The following is a 15,320-nucleotide window of genomic DNA, read 5'->3' on the forward strand; positions in this document are numbered from 1 at the left end:
AAAGCTATTTTGAATAGTTAGTGTATAAAAAGTGTTTCCAAGAGTTTAAAAAGATGTTAAGATTATCAATGTGCAAAAAGCTAATTTGAATTTATTTTGAATATTAACGAATGAAATCTAAAATTATACGAAATCTTAAGGAGTGGACGAACTTATATGGTTACCAATTCTAAATCAAATGCATCTAAACTTTTACTTGCCGGTGTTGCCGGTGCCGGAATGCTTGTTGCCGGCGGTTCTCAAGTAATTGCTCATGCTGATTCTGTAAAGGTACAGAAAAGCGACACAGTTTGGGCACTTTCTCAAAAATATGGCGTTTCAATCAAGAGTATCGAATCTTTAAATAATATAAATCAAAATAGTCACTTGATCTATGTTGGTCAAAAAATCGATATTCCTGAAAAAACTAATTCTGATTCAAAAGTTACTGAAGTTACTGTAAAAAGTGGTGACAGCCTTTCTCTATTAGCTGAAAAGTATGGTAGTTCAGTTAATGCGATTATGAAGGCTAATAATCTTAAGAGCTCATTGATCCTCGTTGGTCAAACTCTAAAGATTCCAGCCACAAATGAAACAACAGTGGCTCCTAGTACAACTGCTACATATGTACCTCAGGCTACTCAACAAACAACGGTTACTACAACTGTTCAACAACCGGTTGTTCAAGCAAGTAGCGCTGCGGTTGCTCAACCAGTAACCCAAGCACCAAGTAGCACAGCAACGTATGTTGCACCTTCAAGTGCCGCACCAAGTAGTGCTACAACTTATGTTACTAGCTCGGTTGCGCCTTCAAGCGTCGCACCAAGTAGTGCTGCAACTTATGTTGCCAGTTCTGCAGCTCCTTCGAGTGTTGCACCAAGTTCAGTGGCAACTCAACAAGTCAGTTCAGCTGCACCAAGCAGTGCCAGCTCATACGTTGCTAGCTCTGTAGCACCATCACAAGCACCAAGTTCAGTTGCTTCTAGTCATGCAACGACAAATGCTGGCTATGCTGCAGCTTCATCCGTAGCACCAAGTTCAGCAACTACTAACCAAGTTGCTAGTTCAGCTGCACCAAGTAGCTCTGCTTCATATGTTTCAAGTAGTCAAGCACCAAGTTCGGCTGTTTCAAATGCTAACAATACAACACATGTAAGTAGTGCTGCTCCTTCATACGCTACAAGTAACAGTTCATCGGCTGTTAATACAAGTAGTGTTGCTAGTTCAGCTGCTACTTCAAGTTCAGCTACTACGGTTACACAGGATACAAGTTCAGTTACAGCACTTGCTTCATCACTTGCCAATAATACAATTCCGTATGTTTGGGGTGGTAAGACAACTTCTGGATTTGACTGTTCAGGATTCGTTTCATATGTTTACCAACATGCTGCAGGTATTAGTTTGCCAAGTTACACAGTAGCTATGGAATCATATGTAACAAAGGAATCAGTTTCAGCAGCTCAACCTGGTGATTTATTATTCTGGGGTAGCGCAGGTTCAACTTATCATGTCGCTATTTACTTAGGAAATAATCAATACGCAAATGCTCCAACATTTGGTCAAAATGTAAAAGTATCGACATTATCATCATACTTCTACCCAAGCTTTGCGGGTCGCGTAAAATAAAAAGTATTGTGCAATTAATTAATATCAATAAGAATTATAAAGCCAATCCGATACCGGATTGGCTTTTTTGCTTTAAAAAGATTTGATTTAACCATCATTGATAAAGATAGTTTATTTTATAAAAAAATTTGGCTATAAAAAAATCCGTTGTCAATGATCAGATGACTCGATCGTTGACAACGGATTGGTTAGAAATATTCTTAATCATTTAAAAGGGAACTAGTCCATAATTAACATAGGAATGATAACAGGATGACGTTCCGTTTGATCGTAAAGAAACTTTTGAAGATCATCGATGATTGCTCGATTGATGGATGCTTCATTAGCGTGCGGATTTCGCATTGCCTGTCGGATTGTTGCAAACATTCTACGTCGACCTTCATTGATAAGTTCGCCTGATTCACGCATGTAGACAAATCCTCTAGATAGAAGGTCGGGACCGGATTCAATCATTTTCGTTTTGAGGTTAATGGTGGCTACCACAACGACTAAGCCTTCTTCGGATAGCAACTGACGATCGCGGAGAACTACGTTACCTATATCACCAATGCCGTTTCCATCCACATAAACGTCACCAGCGTTAAAATGACCTGAACGTCGAGCGGAATCTTTGGTTAGCGCAAGCACATCTCCATTAGACATAATAAAGCTATTTTCGAAGGGAACATCACAGTCATGGGCCAGCTCAGTATGGAGTTGTAACATTCTGTATTCTCCGTGAATTGGCATAAAGTACTTAGGCTTCATTAAACGGAGCATCAGTTTCTGTTCATCTTGACCACCATGGCCAGATGTATGAATATTATTTACTTTTCCATGAATTACGCGGGCGCCGGCTTCTTCGAGTTCATTAATAACGTTATTAACGCTGATCGTATTTCCGGGGATCGGATTACTAGAAAAGACAACGGTATCATCTGGCTGAATTGAAATTTGTCGGTGAGTACCATTTGCAATCCGACTGAGAGCAGCCATTGGTTCACCCTGAGATCCAGTACACATAATTAGTACCTTATCGGCTGGAAGATGTCTAATCTCTTCAGCATCGACTAACGCATCATCAGGAATGTTCAAATAACCTAACTCACGTCCATTAACTAATGCCGCTTCCATTGAACGACCAAAAACTGCGATTTTTCGGCCATGCTTTAACGCGGCTTCTGAAGCCATTTGAATTCTTGAAATATTTGAAGCAAAAGTGGCAAATATAATCCGACCTTCAACTTCCTCAAAAATTTTTCGAATAGACTTTCCGACCCAGCGTTCGGATTTGGTAAATTCATCTCTTTCGGCATTTGTACTGTCGGACATCAGCAAAAGGACGCCTTCTTCACCTAGTTTTGCCATTTTTTGAAGATTAGGCGGCTGATGAGTCGTCGGGGTAAGATCAAACTTGTAATCACCCGTTTCGACAATCACTCCAGAAGGGGTGTGAACCGCCACACCAAGCGTATCTGGGATAGAATGCGTTGTTCTGAAAAAACTAACACTAGTCTTTGGAAACTTAATTACGGTATCTTCATTAATTTCATGAATTTCCGTAGTTTTGAGTAATCCGTGTTCTTCAAGTTTACCGCGGATGAGGGCGGCAGCAAGTGGACTAGCATAAATCGGTACGTTAATTTGTTGTAGTAAAAACGGAATACCACCGATATGATCTTCATGACCATGGGTGATAACAAGAGCTTTTATTTTTTGCTGATTTGCAACTAAAAATTGATAGTCAGGGATAACGTAATCAATTCCTAACAGTTCATCCTCAGGAAACTTGATACCGGCATCAACAACTATAATTTCATCTTGAAATTGGATTCCATAGGTGTTCTTTCCAATTTCGTTTAGACCACCAATCGCGTAAACGGCGGTCTCATTGTTTTTGATATTAATTTTACCCATAAGCCTAATACTCCACTAGCTTATAATTTACACCTTGTTGTTCGTACTCTAATGCCTTACCTGTAAGTAACTCGATTTGTTCTAAATTAAAATCGGGGTTGTGGTCCTCAATCCGTTTAATTGCTTCCGGCTTGGATTCGGCATCAATGTATAATGAGCGCGTGTTCTCACGACGAGGTGTTTCTTTTTTTGAATCTTGATAATAAATTTTAAAAATCATGTGTTTTTCTTCCTTCTTTCGTAAAAATATGTTCAAATAAAAATAAAAGTTTTGCCCGTTCAATAAGTTGTATTACTACAACGCATCTTTTAACATTCTATCATAGAGACTAATATAAGTATAGAAACATAGGCCTAGAGCATGGAGGTGTAATAAGTGGGAGCATGGATAATTTTTCTGCTAATAATAATCGTTCTTTTTTTGCTGGTTGGTTTATATGTAAAAAAGAAAAGAATTGCTAAAGCAGCGACAATAGTCAGAAATTCAAGTGAGACAATTGTTGATGATGCGATGAAGTTTGTTGCTGAAACTTCGAAAAATTTTGGAGTTAGCTTTTCTGGAACAAAGGGAAATTCGGTGGCAGATGTCTGGGGACAATTAGTCGTCGGATTTAATTATAAAGCAGAGGTTACTCAAGAGTTGAGTGATACTAAAAACATTTCTGGGGTTAGAGAAAAGATTGATTTAGCATTGAAAGATTATAGTAAAGAACATCATCTTGAAGATCGTGAAGGCCCTTTGTTACGAGTTTCGGATATTTGGATTAACGATCGAACACTCGATATAGACGTGGTTTACCTAATTAATCAACAAACAAAAGACTATCTAAAAGATCTCAGTAAATTATAATTGGGTATTATGTTTAAAAGTAATTAAAATGACAATGATAGTAATAAAAAGAGGCTCTGACAAAAATTTGCCAGAACCTCCCCGATTTAATTTTAGAACCCCTTTAAATGTCTAACGGTTAGCCGATTAAGATTGCGCCTTCTTCAATATCTAATGGATCTTTTTTATTGATATGATCGTAAAATAAAGTTCCCTTGAGATGATCAATTTCATGCTGACAAACAATCGCGGGATAATCGCGAAGTTTAATAGTTTTTTCTTCACCATCAAGAGTTTGATAGCGAATAGTGATGCGATCGTGGCGAGGAACGTAGCCCGGGACATCTTTATCAACAGATAAACAGCCTTCGCCTTCTTCAAGTGCAGCAACCTGCACGGACTGACTAATGATAACGGGATTAACCAACGTTTCTTCAAAAACAATCTCGTTTTCTGGACCGGGAACTAACACTGATGCCATTTGTATGGAAAGTCCAATTTGTGGGGCGGCGAGTCCTACGCCTGCACGTAAATGGTATTTTTCAGCAATTTTGGGGTCCTGACTGTTTTTTAAGTATTCCATCATTTCATTTGCCACTTTAATATATTTGGCATCAAGCGGAAATGATAGCTTTTCTGCGCGTTTACGCAAAACGGGATTCCCGTCTCGAGTTATATCGTTCATTTTAATCAAGATAAAAACCTCCAATTCATCTATTTGTTAGTATAATATAAAATAACCGTAGGACAAAATAAATCTTAAAGGAATCAGACATGAGCATAAAAGAGAACTTTTCATATCCAATGGATGAACGTTGGAACATTAATGAATTAACTGATGTTATAAATTTTTTTGCGACGATTGAAAAAGCCTATGACAAGGGTGTAAGTCGAGAGCGGTTGAATGATCAATACAAAAAGTTTAAACAAGTTGTTCCTAATAAAAGTGAAGAAAAACGAATTTTTAGAGAATTTCAGAGTAATTCTGGAATGCAGCCTTTTTTAGCTATAAAGCAACTTAAAGACTCAGAAAAAAGAAAAATCAAGGTGGAAGTCGATGAAAAAAATCGATAAGAGTGATCTAATCCGATTAGATGCAGAAATAGTAAATTTTTTAAATGTGGATCGGCAATTTATTCTAAATAGAATGACAGAACACTTAAAGGTTGATGAAAAAACCAGTCGGCGAGATTTAGTAACGCAACTTGATCGTGAAAATCAAGCTAAAATAATTCAAAAATTAAAACAGTTGCTACCAGACTCAAAAATATTGGCGGAAGAGAAACAAAGTGGTATTGAAAATGATAAAGGACTAATGTGGGTAATTGATCCAATTGATGGAACGATGAACTTTGTTAAACAACAAGAAGATTTTGCGGTAATGATTGCTTTGTATGAAGATGGGCAGCCTCTATTGGGATACATTTATGATATTATGCGCGATGTATTGGTTCATGGTGGGAAGGGGATCGGAAAAGTTTTTAATAACGAAATCGAAATTAAACAACCCCAAAACATTGAGTTAGATGATGGATTAATTGGTCTAAGTGGTCCGATGCTGGTTCGAAATGTTTATCATTTTCAAGAAATTGAAGAAATAAGTCTTGGAACTCGGGTTTTAGGCAGTGCTGGCATTGAATTAATAAGAGTCTTGCTTGGGAAACAAGTTGGTTACATTTCACATTTAAAACCATGGGATTTTGCAGCTGGAAACGCTTTAGCACCGGTGCTTAATTTAAAACTGCGTTATATTGACGACACAGCTGTTAATGTGCTAAAATCGGGCGTTGTACTAGTTGCTACGAAAAAAGCATATTCTGCTATAATAAACATAGTAGATTAGCGTTAAGCTGTGACTATCAAGGGTCACAGGTTTTTTTATGTTAAACCATTGAAAAACGAAAGGGAGAAACATTTTGAATTTAAGAGACGATATTAGAAATATTGCAATTATTGCCCACGTTGACCACGGTAAAACAACCTTGGTTAATGAATTATTAAAACAATCGGATACGTTGGACGAACATGTTCAGATTGAAGATCGTGCATTGGATTCCAATGCTATTGAGCGAGAACGCGGAATTACAATTCTTTCAAAGAATACGGCGGTTCGCTATGGAGACCGTCAAATCAACATTCTTGATACACCCGGACATGCCGACTTTGGTGGCGAAGTTGAACGAATCATGCGAATGGTTGATGGTGTCTTGCTCGTTGTTGATGCTTTTGAAGGAACAATGCCACAAACTCGCTTTGTTCTAAAAAAAGCCTTGGAACAACATTTAACACCGATTGTTGTTGTCAATAAGATTGACCGTCCTGGTGCACGTCCTGAAGAAGTTGTGGATGAAGTGCTTGATCTATTTATTGAATTAGGTGCCGATGAAGATCAATTGGAATTCCCTGTGGTCTATGCTTCAGCTATTAATGGAACGTCCAGTTTTTCATCTGATCCTTCTGATCAAGAACATACAATGAAGCCTATTTTTGACACAATTGTGGATACAATTCCAGCGCCAGAGGATACATCTGCCGAACCATTACAATTTCAAGTAGCATTACTAGATTATAATGATTTCGTTGGTCGAATCGGAATTGGTCGTGTATTCCGTGGCAAAATCAAAGTTGGTGATAATGTTTCGGTCCTTAAGCTTGATGGAACTAAGAAAAATTTCCGTGTTACTAAACTCTTTGGTTTCTTTGGATTAAAGCGTTTAGAGATCAAAGAAGCTAAAGCCGGAGATTTAATTGCGGTTTCAGGAATGGAAGATATTTTCGTTGGGGAAACAGTAGCCGATGCAGAACATCCAGAAGCTTTACCAATTCTCCGGATTGACGAACCAACACTACAAATGACTTTCAGAACTAATGATTCTCCATTTGCTGGTCGTGAAGGTAAATTCGTAACTTCTCGTCAATTAGAACAACGTTTGAAGTTGGAACTTCATACCGATGTTTCATTACGAGTTGATGACACTGATGATCCTGGAGCATGGATTGTATCTGGTCGTGGGGAGCTACATCTATCAATTTTAATCGAAACACTTCGTCGAGAAGGATATGAACTGCAGGCTTCTCGTCCAGAAGTAATTCTAAAAGAAGTGGACGGCAAGATGTGCGAACCGTTCGAATTGGTTCAAATCGATACTCCTGACGAATATACTGGTTCAGTAATTGATTCACTTTCACAGCGTAAGGGTGAAATGAAAAATATGGAATCGACGGATAATGGACAAACACGTCTAACATTCTTGGCTCCATCACGCGGTTTGATTGGTTATTCAACAGAATTCCTTTCAATGACTCGTGGATATGGAATTATGAATCATACGTTCCAAGAATATCTACCAGTTATCAAGAACTGGAATCCTGGACGTCGTAATGGTACATTAGTTTCAATTAACTCTGGAAAAGTTACAACGTATGCGATTATGGCGGTTCAAGACCGTGGAACAATCTTCACGGACGCTGGTACAGAAGTTTATGAAGGAATGATCATTGGTCAAAACAGCCGCGAAAACGATATTTCAGTTAATATCACCCGTGGACGTAATCAAACGAACGTGCGTGCTGCTGGTTCAGAAGATATTGCCAAAGTTAAGACTCCAGTTCATATGTCGCTTGAGGAATCATTAGAATTCCTAAACGAAGATGAATATTGTGAGATCACTCCAGATCATATTCGTTTACGTAAACAAATTTTAAATACGAACGAACGTGAAAAAGCTGCTAAGAAACGCAAAATGGCTGCTAGAAAATAAAGTATCAATTAAATTAAAAAACGAACGGGGCTGGTGTTTGCCAACCTGGTTCGTTTTTTTATACGGAAAAAACGAATAAAAGTTTAATTTCTTTAACATCTCTAAAGTATTTTGGCACCATATTGGCGGTTAGGATATAATAGAATAGGTATTCCGCAAGGTAAAGGGTGAAAAAGAAATGCAAAGAATTTTAAGTTGGTTTCCACGAAAAATGAAAGAACGACTACCATATATAGATCTATGGGTGACAATTCCTTATATATTATTAAGTATCTTGGGAATCGTCATGGTTTATTCAGCAAGTGCTGATTTTTATATTCAAAATGGAATTAGTGCCAAAAGTTATTTACTTAAGCAGGCAGTTTGGGTAATGGTTGGTTTAGTCATCACGTTTTTAATATTTGCTATAAATAAAAAGGGCCTTAGAAATAAACGGCTAATTCAAATTGCGTCAATTGTATTAATAATTGCTTCAATCTACTTAGTTTTATTTGGGTCTAATACTAATGGTGCGACCGGATGGATTTATATCGGATCGTTTGGAATTCAGCCTGCAGAATATTTAAAGCTATTCATTATTTTGTATCTATCAAACATCTTATCTCTTCATCAAAATCGAATTGAACTTGGAGAGGATATTTCTTCAAAGACAACGTGGAGTCCGGCAGTTTTAGTAGGATTCTTAATCGTATTAAATTTTCTCCAACACGATTTAGGTGGTTCAGTCATTAATGCGTCAATTGCTATCGTTATTTTTCTGGCTGCGGGTAGTAATTATCGAAGAAGTGTTGCCGGGATTTTTATTGGGTTGGCCAGTTTTTTTGCCCTTTTAACAACTTTTGCATCAAAAATTGATGTTAATACACCAAACTATATGCTTCAAAGAATCGTTGGCTTCGCGCATCCGTTTGAACTATCTAAAGGGGCCGGAAATCAACTTGTAAATTCTTATTACGCGTTAGGAAATGGTGGAATTTTTGGGGTAGGTCTGGGAAATAGCATTCAGAAAAAGGGGTATCTACCGGAGGCCAATACTGATTTTATTATGTCGGTTATTGCTGAAGAATTAGGACTGATAATGGTCGTAATTATTATTTCGGTATTATTTATTATTATAATACGGTCAATCATTATTGGGACACGCTCAACAAAAATGTATGATACCTTAGTCTGTTATGGAATCGCTACTTATTTGGTAGTGCAAACCTTTTTTAACGTTGGAGGGATCACAGGACTAATTCCAATTACGGGAGTTACATTTCCTTTTATTAGTTATGGTGGTTCAAGTATGATGGTTTTATCGGCCACTATGGGAGTTTTGCTTAATATCAGTGCTTCACAGAAACGCGAGTTTATACAATTAGATCAGGGTGAAAATTAAATGGAAATAGTTCAACGACAAAGTATTGTTATTTTTTTTAATCAGTTAAGAAAAATTGGCCCCTTAAAAAGGGTTGGAGACATTAGCTATATTTCAAAAGAAATGCATTACTTAATTATCTATGTAAATAAATCCAACATTGAAGAAACATTGGCAAAAATTAAAAAAATGTCATTTGTAAAAAGTGCGTACATCTCCCCGCGAGCACGCTTACGAACGGATTATTCCAATGATGACGAGTACAAAGCAGGTGAATAAAAATGAGAATAATTTCCGGTGATTTTGGTGGACGAAAATTAAAAGCAGTTCCCGGTATGAAGACCCGACCGACCACGGATAAAATTAAAGAGAACATTTTTAATATTATTGGTCCGTATTTTCAAGGTGGTACCGTATTGGATATGTACGCCGGCAGTGGGGGATTATCAATTGAGGCGGTTTCACGAGGGATGGACCGAGCAATTTTGATTGATAAACAATTCGCTGCAATTAAAACGATTAATGAAAATATTAAAGTGACAAAATCGGCTGATCAGTTTACAGTGCTTAAGGGTGACGCCAAAAAGATAATTCACTCTTTGGCTACAAAGGAATATCAATTTGATTTGGTCTTTTTTGATCCGCCATATGCTCTTCAAACTATCGAGCAGGATATAATAGATTTAATTAAGTTACATCTTCTAAAAGAAGATGTAACCATTATTTGTGAGATAAGTGATGAAGTTGTTTTGCCTGATAAAATTGGCTTCCTAGGGAAACAACGTGAACAACATTACGGTATCACGAAGATTGTTATTTTTAAGGGGGAACTTGAAAAATGACGACAGCTTTATATGCGGGAAGCTTTGATCCCGTAACAAATGGACATATTGACATCATTAAAAGGTCGGCGGCCATTTTTGACCGACTAATTGTGGTTGTTGCAATAAATACTAATAAGCAACCATTACTAACACCACAGGAACGGGTTAATTTACTAGTAAACGCGGTGGGAGAGATTGATAATGTTACTTTTAAAACCGCCACCGGACTGACCGTGGAGACTTTTAAGCGGGAAGGCGCTAATGTTTTAATTCGAGGTGTTAGAAATGGTGCAGACCTCGATTTTGAAACTCAAATTGCTGGTATGAATCAATTTCTCGATCAAAAGGTTGAAACAGTTTTTCTGCCGGCTAATCCTCAGTGGAATTTCACGTCGTCGAGTTTAATAAAAGAAGTTATAAAAATGGGCGGAAGCGTGAAGGGCTTGGTGCCAGAGGAAGTTGAAAATATATTGCAAGCTAGGTTAAGAAATACTCGGCCGGAAAAATAAGATCCGGTCTTTTTTTGTACCTTTGTTTACGGAGGTATTGAAAATAATGGAAGAAATTTGGGAAAAATATCAAAAACAAATTATAATTACTGCTGTAGCTGTTATAATTGTGGCAATGTTTTTTAGCATTTTGGTGGGTGCCGGTAAAGGTGGACAAAACCAGCAATCAGAGTCTAGTTTAGATGCTTCCAGTAGTTTTTCAATGGATCGTTCATCTAGCATGAGTAACGGAAAAGAAAGAAGGACGAACTCTAGTGACACTCCTACAAAGCCAAGTAAGAATCAAAAAACAATGGTTGATGTGAAGGGTGCGGTTAAAAATCCGGGAGTCTATGAAGTGAAAGATGGTATGCGAGTGATTGATGCTGTCGAGATTGCTGGAGGAATGACAAACTCCGCTGATAGAAAAAACATTAACATGGCGCAACAACTTAGTGATCAACAGGTAATATATGTACCTGTCAAAGGTGAGGTAAAAGATGCGGTTGTCCAAGAGTCTGAAAATAAAGTGGTCGGTGGTTCGGCTGCCGAACAGAACGGGTCCGGTTCGAGTAAAAGTACCAAATTAGTTAACATAAATTCAGCAACAAAAGAGGAGTTACAGTCTCTAAACGGTGTTGGAGAGAAGAAAGCGGATCAAATAATTAATTTTCGAGAGGAACAAGGCGAGTTCAAAACCATTGAAGACTTAAAGAAAGTTCAGGGAATTGGACAGAAAATTTTCGAGGGCCTACAGGACTCGATTACAGTTTAAGAATGGAGGATAACATGGACAATAGGATTGATTGGGATCAGTATTTTATGACGCAAGCTACATTACTATCGCTCAGAAGCACATGTAATAGACTTTCGGTTGGTGCAATTATTGTTAGGGATCGACGAGTCATTGCTGGAGGATATAATGGATCAGTTTCAGGCGATGTACATTGTATAGATGAAGGATGTTATTTGGTTGATGGACATTGTGTTAGAACGATTCATGCTGAAATGAATGCCGTTTTACAATGTGCAAAGTTAGGAGTCGCGACGGATGGTGCAGAAATTTATGTTACCGATTTTCCGTGTCTTCAATGCACAAAGATGCTACTCCAGGCGGGAATTATTAGGATTAATTATCTGAGAAATTATCATAATGATCAGTATGCCGTCGAATTGCTTAAGAGAAAAAAGATATCAATTAAACAAATTGAATTTTCAAACGATGATTTACAAAAAATTGATATTAAGAATATTTTACAAGCAGGTGATTAAGGTTTCTCTAATATGGTCAACGGTGTCAGTTTTCCTAATGGGAGGTTGGTTATTCACCAAGGATAAGATATTTTTGATTTTTTTACTCATATGGATAATTCGAATTATTTTGTTAAAAAAACATCAAATATTAATGCAGGCAGTCTTAATTTTAGCCTGTTTTTTTATTCACTTTTCTAATGTTATAACTCAGATCCAAAGGGATGGTGGCGAGAAGACGGATGTTAATCTGACTTTAAAAGTTCATCCAGACGAATTAAAGGTAATGGATGAGGGTGTGTCTGTCAGAGCATACTACAATAGTATTAATGGAAAACCGGTACAAGCATTTATTCCAATTAACAATAATGCCGTTTTAAGCGAGATCGGACGATTGGATTGCGATATAAAATTTAGCGTAACTGGTAGCACGGGAGCATTAGATCGACCGACAAATATTAATCAGTATGATTTTCGGAGATTTTCTTATGGCAAACGGATCTTCTTTAAAATTAAAAAGTGTCAACTGAAGGGATATTCGCTTGTTAGAGATAATCAAATTATTTCTAAGGTACACGCATGGCGCCGAACCTTACTCGTTCGCTGTCAGGAGCTTCCCAATCCGCTTCAAAGTTACTGTTTAGGGGTGATTATGGGGAGTCAGACGGACTTTTTTAAGGAAAATAGTAGTAAATTACGGGATATGGGTATTATTCATTTGTTTTGTATCTCAGGGATGCATGTTTTTTATTTGGCACGCTTTATTGAAAGAATTGCGGTGTTTTTACGATTAAAAAGAGAGGATATGGAATGGATTCAAATCATAATATTACCAGTATATTTTATTATTGGTGGTGGAAGTACATCTCTTTTCAGGGCCGTTACACTTGTTTTAACGCAATTAATCGCAAAAAAATTAAATTTTAAGAAACAACAAGCTTTAGAGGTGTGGTGCTTGGTTTTGTTAGTTAATTTATTTATTAATCCATTTGTACTTTTACAGATGGGAGGACAACTTAGCTACATTCTATCGCTGGTATTAATTATGTCTCCCTCAGGTGGAAATCTTGGCATGTCAATTAAAGTGTTTCTGGTAGAAATTCCCATTATTTTGTTTTCTGTTTATAAAATTCACATTTTTACCGTGTTATTTAATATCATAGTCGTTCCAATTTTCTCAGCAATAATAATTCCGATACTCATTTTAAGTTTTACGATACCTTACTTGTCGTTGGTATTTAATCCGTTGATTAATTTATTTGAGTTATTGCTAGAAGCATTAGATAAAATTCCTGGAATGATCCACTTTGGCAAACCGCCGTTGTGGGTTACTTTGATTTTACTTGTTATGGCATTAAAAATAATTTCTAGTGGTCCAGAATATCGTAAAAAAGTATATCGATACGTTTACTGTAGTTCGTGGATACTGATGTGGAGCTATTTTAAACTAATTCCCTTTGGAGAAGTTACTTTTTTTGATGTAGGACAAGGTGATAGCATTTTAGTTCGAGAGCCTTTTAATAGGTCGGTCACGTTGATTGATACCGGTGGAAAGGTTCAGTTTGGAAACAAAATTCATAAACCAGCTAAGATGATTGCTGAAAATAGTTCCGTAAGCTATTTAGGCAGCATGGGGATTTCCAAGATTGATTACCTATGTTTAACCCATCAAGATATGGATCATATCGGAGAAGCGGATGTAATATTAAAGAAGTTCAAAGTGAAAAATTTAATTTTTCCTGATGGGGTTGAAACAACTAGTAACTATAAAAATAACATTCAGCCGTTTATTCGTAATACTCGTGTAAATCGGGTGATGGCGAATTACAAAGTAGAAAAATTTCCGATGCGAATTCTTTTCCCATTTCAGCGTGGAAAGGGTAAAAACGGTGATTCGTTAGTATTAAAAGGCTTGTTCGGAAAAAAGCAGTTTTTATTGACCGGTGATTTAGATTTGGAGGGAGAACACACAATGCTCAATCGGTATCGATCGGAAACAAAAGATATTGATGTATTTAAGTTGGGACATCATGGTAGTAAGACGGCAAATTCAGATGAGCTCTTAAGCGTAGCTAGGCCTAAACTAGCGATAATATCTGCTGGGAGAAACAACAGATACGGTCATCCTAATCGAGAAGTAATCGAGCGTTTAAAGCGATTGCGTATACATAGTGTTTCAACGCAAGATCGTGGAATGATATCATATAGATTTTTCCCTAACGGTGTGGGAAGATGGATTACAGGAATAAATGAAGGGGAAAATATAGTTCAATGAAATTAACAGATTTAAAAAGCAAATTAAAAAAGCGCGAATTAAGCCCCATTTACCTTGTAGACGGAGTAGACGGTTATATTCAAGAGACGGTTAAAAAGAGTTTGATGACAGTTATTCCTGAAGATCAAAGAGTCATGAACATAGGAACGTATGACCTTGAAACAGTTGATTTAGGGACAGTACTTGATGATGCACGATCGGCTCCGTTTTTTGGTGATTATCGACTAATTGTTTTAAACAACCCGGTATTTCTAACGGGTGAAAAAACTAAGCTGAAATTTAACTTAGATGGATTTTTAAATTATATAAAAGATCCAGAGCCAACAACAATCCTATTAATTTCAGCAAAATATGAAAAACTTGATGGACGCAAAAAGATTGTTAAAGACTTAAAAAAAATTGCAGAAACAATTGATGCTAGTGCTCCTAAGGAAAATGATATAAAAAAGCTAGTGCTACAATACGTTAGTGAGAAAGAGTCCCAAATCACCGATGATGCAATTGGAGAACTAATATTACGGACGGACGGAAACTTGTCCCAAATTATTAATGAACTCAAAAAATTAACATTATATGCTTCTGGAAACGAAATGATCGATCTCAATGCTGTTCAAAAATTAGTTCCTCGTAGTTTAAACCAAAATGTATTTGATTTAATTAATGTATTGATGCAAGGAAACATTAGGCAATCAATTGACGATTACTCAATTTTAATTTTAAATCAAGAACAGCCATTGAGAATCAATGCGGCGTTAGTCAGTCAATTTCGGTTACTATTGCAGGTTAAAATATTGATGGAGAGAGGTTTTTCACAAGGTAAATTAGCCCAAGAATTAAAGGCGCATCCATATCGGATAAAGCTTGCGATGCAATCAGCCCGAAAGTTTAAGATTGAAAGCCTGCAGCGAGCTTATTTGGGACTAATTAATTTAGAAGAACAACTAAAAACTACTCAAAGGGACCCCAAAGAATTGTTTGAACTATTTTTGGTTAAATTTAGAAATGGTTGGAGCTAGAAAACGAAGTATTAT

Annotated in this window: 16 protein-coding genes; 13 read left to right on the plus strand and 3 right to left on the minus strand. The window is 37.0% G+C overall.

Annotated features, from left to right (window positions below; all coding sequences use genetic code 11):
- Positions 1-156 precede the first annotated feature (156 nt).
- Positions 157-1,605: a C40 family peptidase gene (locus tag IV81_RS04685; protein ID WP_057802690.1), complete on the plus strand. Its 1,449-nt coding sequence runs from the start codon at positions 157-159 to the stop codon at positions 1,603-1,605.
- 219 nt (positions 1,606-1,824) lie between these two features.
- On the opposite strand, the gene rnjA is transcribed toward IV81_RS04685, so the two are convergent.
- A complete protein-coding gene (gene rnjA / locus IV81_RS04690; RefSeq protein ID WP_057802691.1) occupies positions 1,825-3,501 on the minus strand; it encodes a ribonuclease J1 in 1,677 nt (558 codons plus the stop codon).
- Positions 3,502-3,505: 4 nt separating this feature from the next.
- On the minus strand, positions 3,506-3,721 hold the full coding sequence (locus IV81_RS04695; RefSeq protein ID WP_057802692.1) for a DNA-directed RNA polymerase subunit epsilon: 216 nt from the start codon (positions 3,719-3,721) through the stop codon (positions 3,506-3,508).
- A gap of 156 nt (positions 3,722-3,877) precedes the next feature.
- Between IV81_RS04695 and IV81_RS04700 the strand changes: the two genes are divergently transcribed.
- Positions 3,878-4,351 (plus strand): hypothetical protein, encoded by a 474-nt coding sequence (locus IV81_RS04700; protein ID WP_057802693.1) that lies wholly within the window; start codon positions 3,878-3,880, stop codon positions 4,349-4,351.
- A gap of 118 nt (positions 4,352-4,469) precedes the next feature.
- Here the strand turns inward: IV81_RS04700 and def are convergent, their stop codons facing one another.
- Positions 4,470-5,024, minus strand: a complete 555-nt coding sequence (gene def / locus IV81_RS04705; RefSeq protein ID WP_057802694.1) for a peptide deformylase — start codon at positions 5,022-5,024, stop codon at positions 4,470-4,472.
- Between the two features lie 80 nt (positions 5,025-5,104).
- On the opposite strand from def, the gene IV81_RS04710 reads away from it, so the two are divergent.
- From IV81_RS04710 to holA, 11 genes are all read left to right on the plus strand, one after another.
- Entirely contained in the window at positions 5,105-5,404 is a 300-nt protein-coding gene (locus tag IV81_RS04710; protein WP_057802695.1) for a UPF0223 family protein, read from the plus strand.
- Positions 5,388-6,173, plus strand: a complete 786-nt coding sequence (locus IV81_RS04715; RefSeq protein WP_057802696.1) for an inositol monophosphatase family protein — start codon at positions 5,388-5,390, stop codon at positions 6,171-6,173. Before IV81_RS04710 ends, IV81_RS04715 begins: the two co-directional genes overlap by 17 nt.
- A gap of 73 nt (positions 6,174-6,246) precedes the next feature.
- Positions 6,247-8,091, plus strand: coding sequence for a translational GTPase TypA (gene typA, locus IV81_RS04720; protein WP_057802697.1), 1,845 nt, complete (start codon positions 6,247-6,249; stop codon positions 8,089-8,091).
- 178 nt (positions 8,092-8,269) lie between these two features.
- A complete protein-coding gene (locus tag IV81_RS04725; RefSeq protein ID WP_057802698.1) occupies positions 8,270-9,472 on the plus strand; it encodes an FtsW/RodA/SpoVE family cell cycle protein in 1,203 nt (400 codons plus the stop codon).
- Positions 9,473-9,730: a YlbG family protein gene (locus IV81_RS04730; protein ID WP_057802699.1), complete on the plus strand. Its 258-nt coding sequence runs from the start codon at positions 9,473-9,475 to the stop codon at positions 9,728-9,730.
- 2 nt (positions 9,731-9,732) lie between these two features.
- The gene (gene rsmD / locus IV81_RS04735; RefSeq protein WP_057802700.1) at positions 9,733-10,293 is read left to right on the plus strand and encodes a 16S rRNA (guanine(966)-N(2))-methyltransferase RsmD; all 561 of its coding nucleotides are present in this window, start codon (positions 9,733-9,735) and stop codon (positions 10,291-10,293) included.
- Positions 10,290-10,784: a pantetheine-phosphate adenylyltransferase gene (gene coaD / locus IV81_RS04740; protein ID WP_057802701.1), complete on the plus strand. Its 495-nt coding sequence runs from the start codon at positions 10,290-10,292 to the stop codon at positions 10,782-10,784. Before rsmD ends, coaD begins: the two co-directional genes overlap by 4 nt.
- Before the next feature lie 43 nt (positions 10,785-10,827).
- On the plus strand, positions 10,828-11,538 hold the full coding sequence (locus tag IV81_RS04745; RefSeq protein WP_057802742.1) for a ComEA family DNA-binding protein: 711 nt from the start codon (positions 10,828-10,830) through the stop codon (positions 11,536-11,538).
- A 14-nt stretch (positions 11,539-11,552) separates the two neighbouring features.
- Positions 11,553-12,035, plus strand: a complete 483-nt coding sequence (locus IV81_RS04750; protein ID WP_057802702.1) for a ComE operon protein 2 — start codon at positions 11,553-11,555, stop codon at positions 12,033-12,035.
- A gap of 109 nt (positions 12,036-12,144) precedes the next feature.
- Positions 12,145-14,289, plus strand: a complete 2,145-nt coding sequence (locus IV81_RS04755; RefSeq protein ID WP_236696826.1) for a DNA internalization-related competence protein ComEC/Rec2 — start codon at positions 12,145-12,147, stop codon at positions 14,287-14,289.
- Positions 14,286-15,305 carry a DNA polymerase III subunit delta gene (holA, locus tag IV81_RS04760; RefSeq protein WP_057802704.1) on the plus strand — a complete coding sequence of 340 codons (1,020 nt, stop codon included), beginning with the start codon at positions 14,286-14,288 and terminating at the stop codon, positions 15,303-15,305. Before IV81_RS04755 ends, holA begins: the two co-directional genes overlap by 4 nt.
- The last annotated feature ends 15 nt before the right edge of the window (positions 15,306-15,320 follow it).

Origin of the sequence: Pediococcus stilesii (assembly GCF_001437075.1) — a bacterium.
Taxonomy (GTDB): domain Bacteria; phylum Bacillota; class Bacilli; order Lactobacillales; family Lactobacillaceae; genus Pediococcus; species Pediococcus stilesii.

Bases quoted from the DNA above. Each gene is read 5' to 3' on its own strand.
- IV81_RS04685 (WP_057802690.1), top strand. From the start codon at position 157: ATGGTTACCAATTCTAAATCAAATGCATCTAAACTTTTACTTGCCGGT.
- rnjA (WP_057802691.1), bottom strand. From the start codon at position 3,501: ATGGGTAAAATTAATATCAAAAACAATGAGACCGCCGTTTACGCGATT.
- IV81_RS04695 (WP_057802692.1), bottom strand. From the start codon at position 3,721: ATGATTTTTAAAATTTATTATCAAGATTCAAAAAAAGAAACACCTCGT.
- IV81_RS04710 (WP_057802695.1), top strand. From the start codon at position 5,105: ATGAGCATAAAAGAGAACTTTTCATATCCAATGGATGAACGTTGGAAC.
- IV81_RS04715 (WP_057802696.1), top strand. From the start codon at position 5,388: ATGAAAAAAATCGATAAGAGTGATCTAATCCGATTAGATGCAGAAATA.
- IV81_RS04725 (WP_057802698.1), top strand. From the start codon at position 8,270: ATGCAAAGAATTTTAAGTTGGTTTCCACGAAAAATGAAAGAACGACTA.
- IV81_RS04730 (WP_057802699.1), top strand. From the start codon at position 9,473: ATGGAAATAGTTCAACGACAAAGTATTGTTATTTTTTTTAATCAGTTA.
- rsmD (WP_057802700.1), top strand. From the start codon at position 9,733: ATGAGAATAATTTCCGGTGATTTTGGTGGACGAAAATTAAAAGCAGTT.
- coaD (WP_057802701.1), top strand. From the start codon at position 10,290: ATGACGACAGCTTTATATGCGGGAAGCTTTGATCCCGTAACAAATGGA.
- IV81_RS04750 (WP_057802702.1), top strand. From the start codon at position 11,553: ATGGACAATAGGATTGATTGGGATCAGTATTTTATGACGCAAGCTACA.
- holA (WP_057802704.1), top strand. From the start codon at position 14,286: ATGAAATTAACAGATTTAAAAAGCAAATTAAAAAAGCGCGAATTAAGC.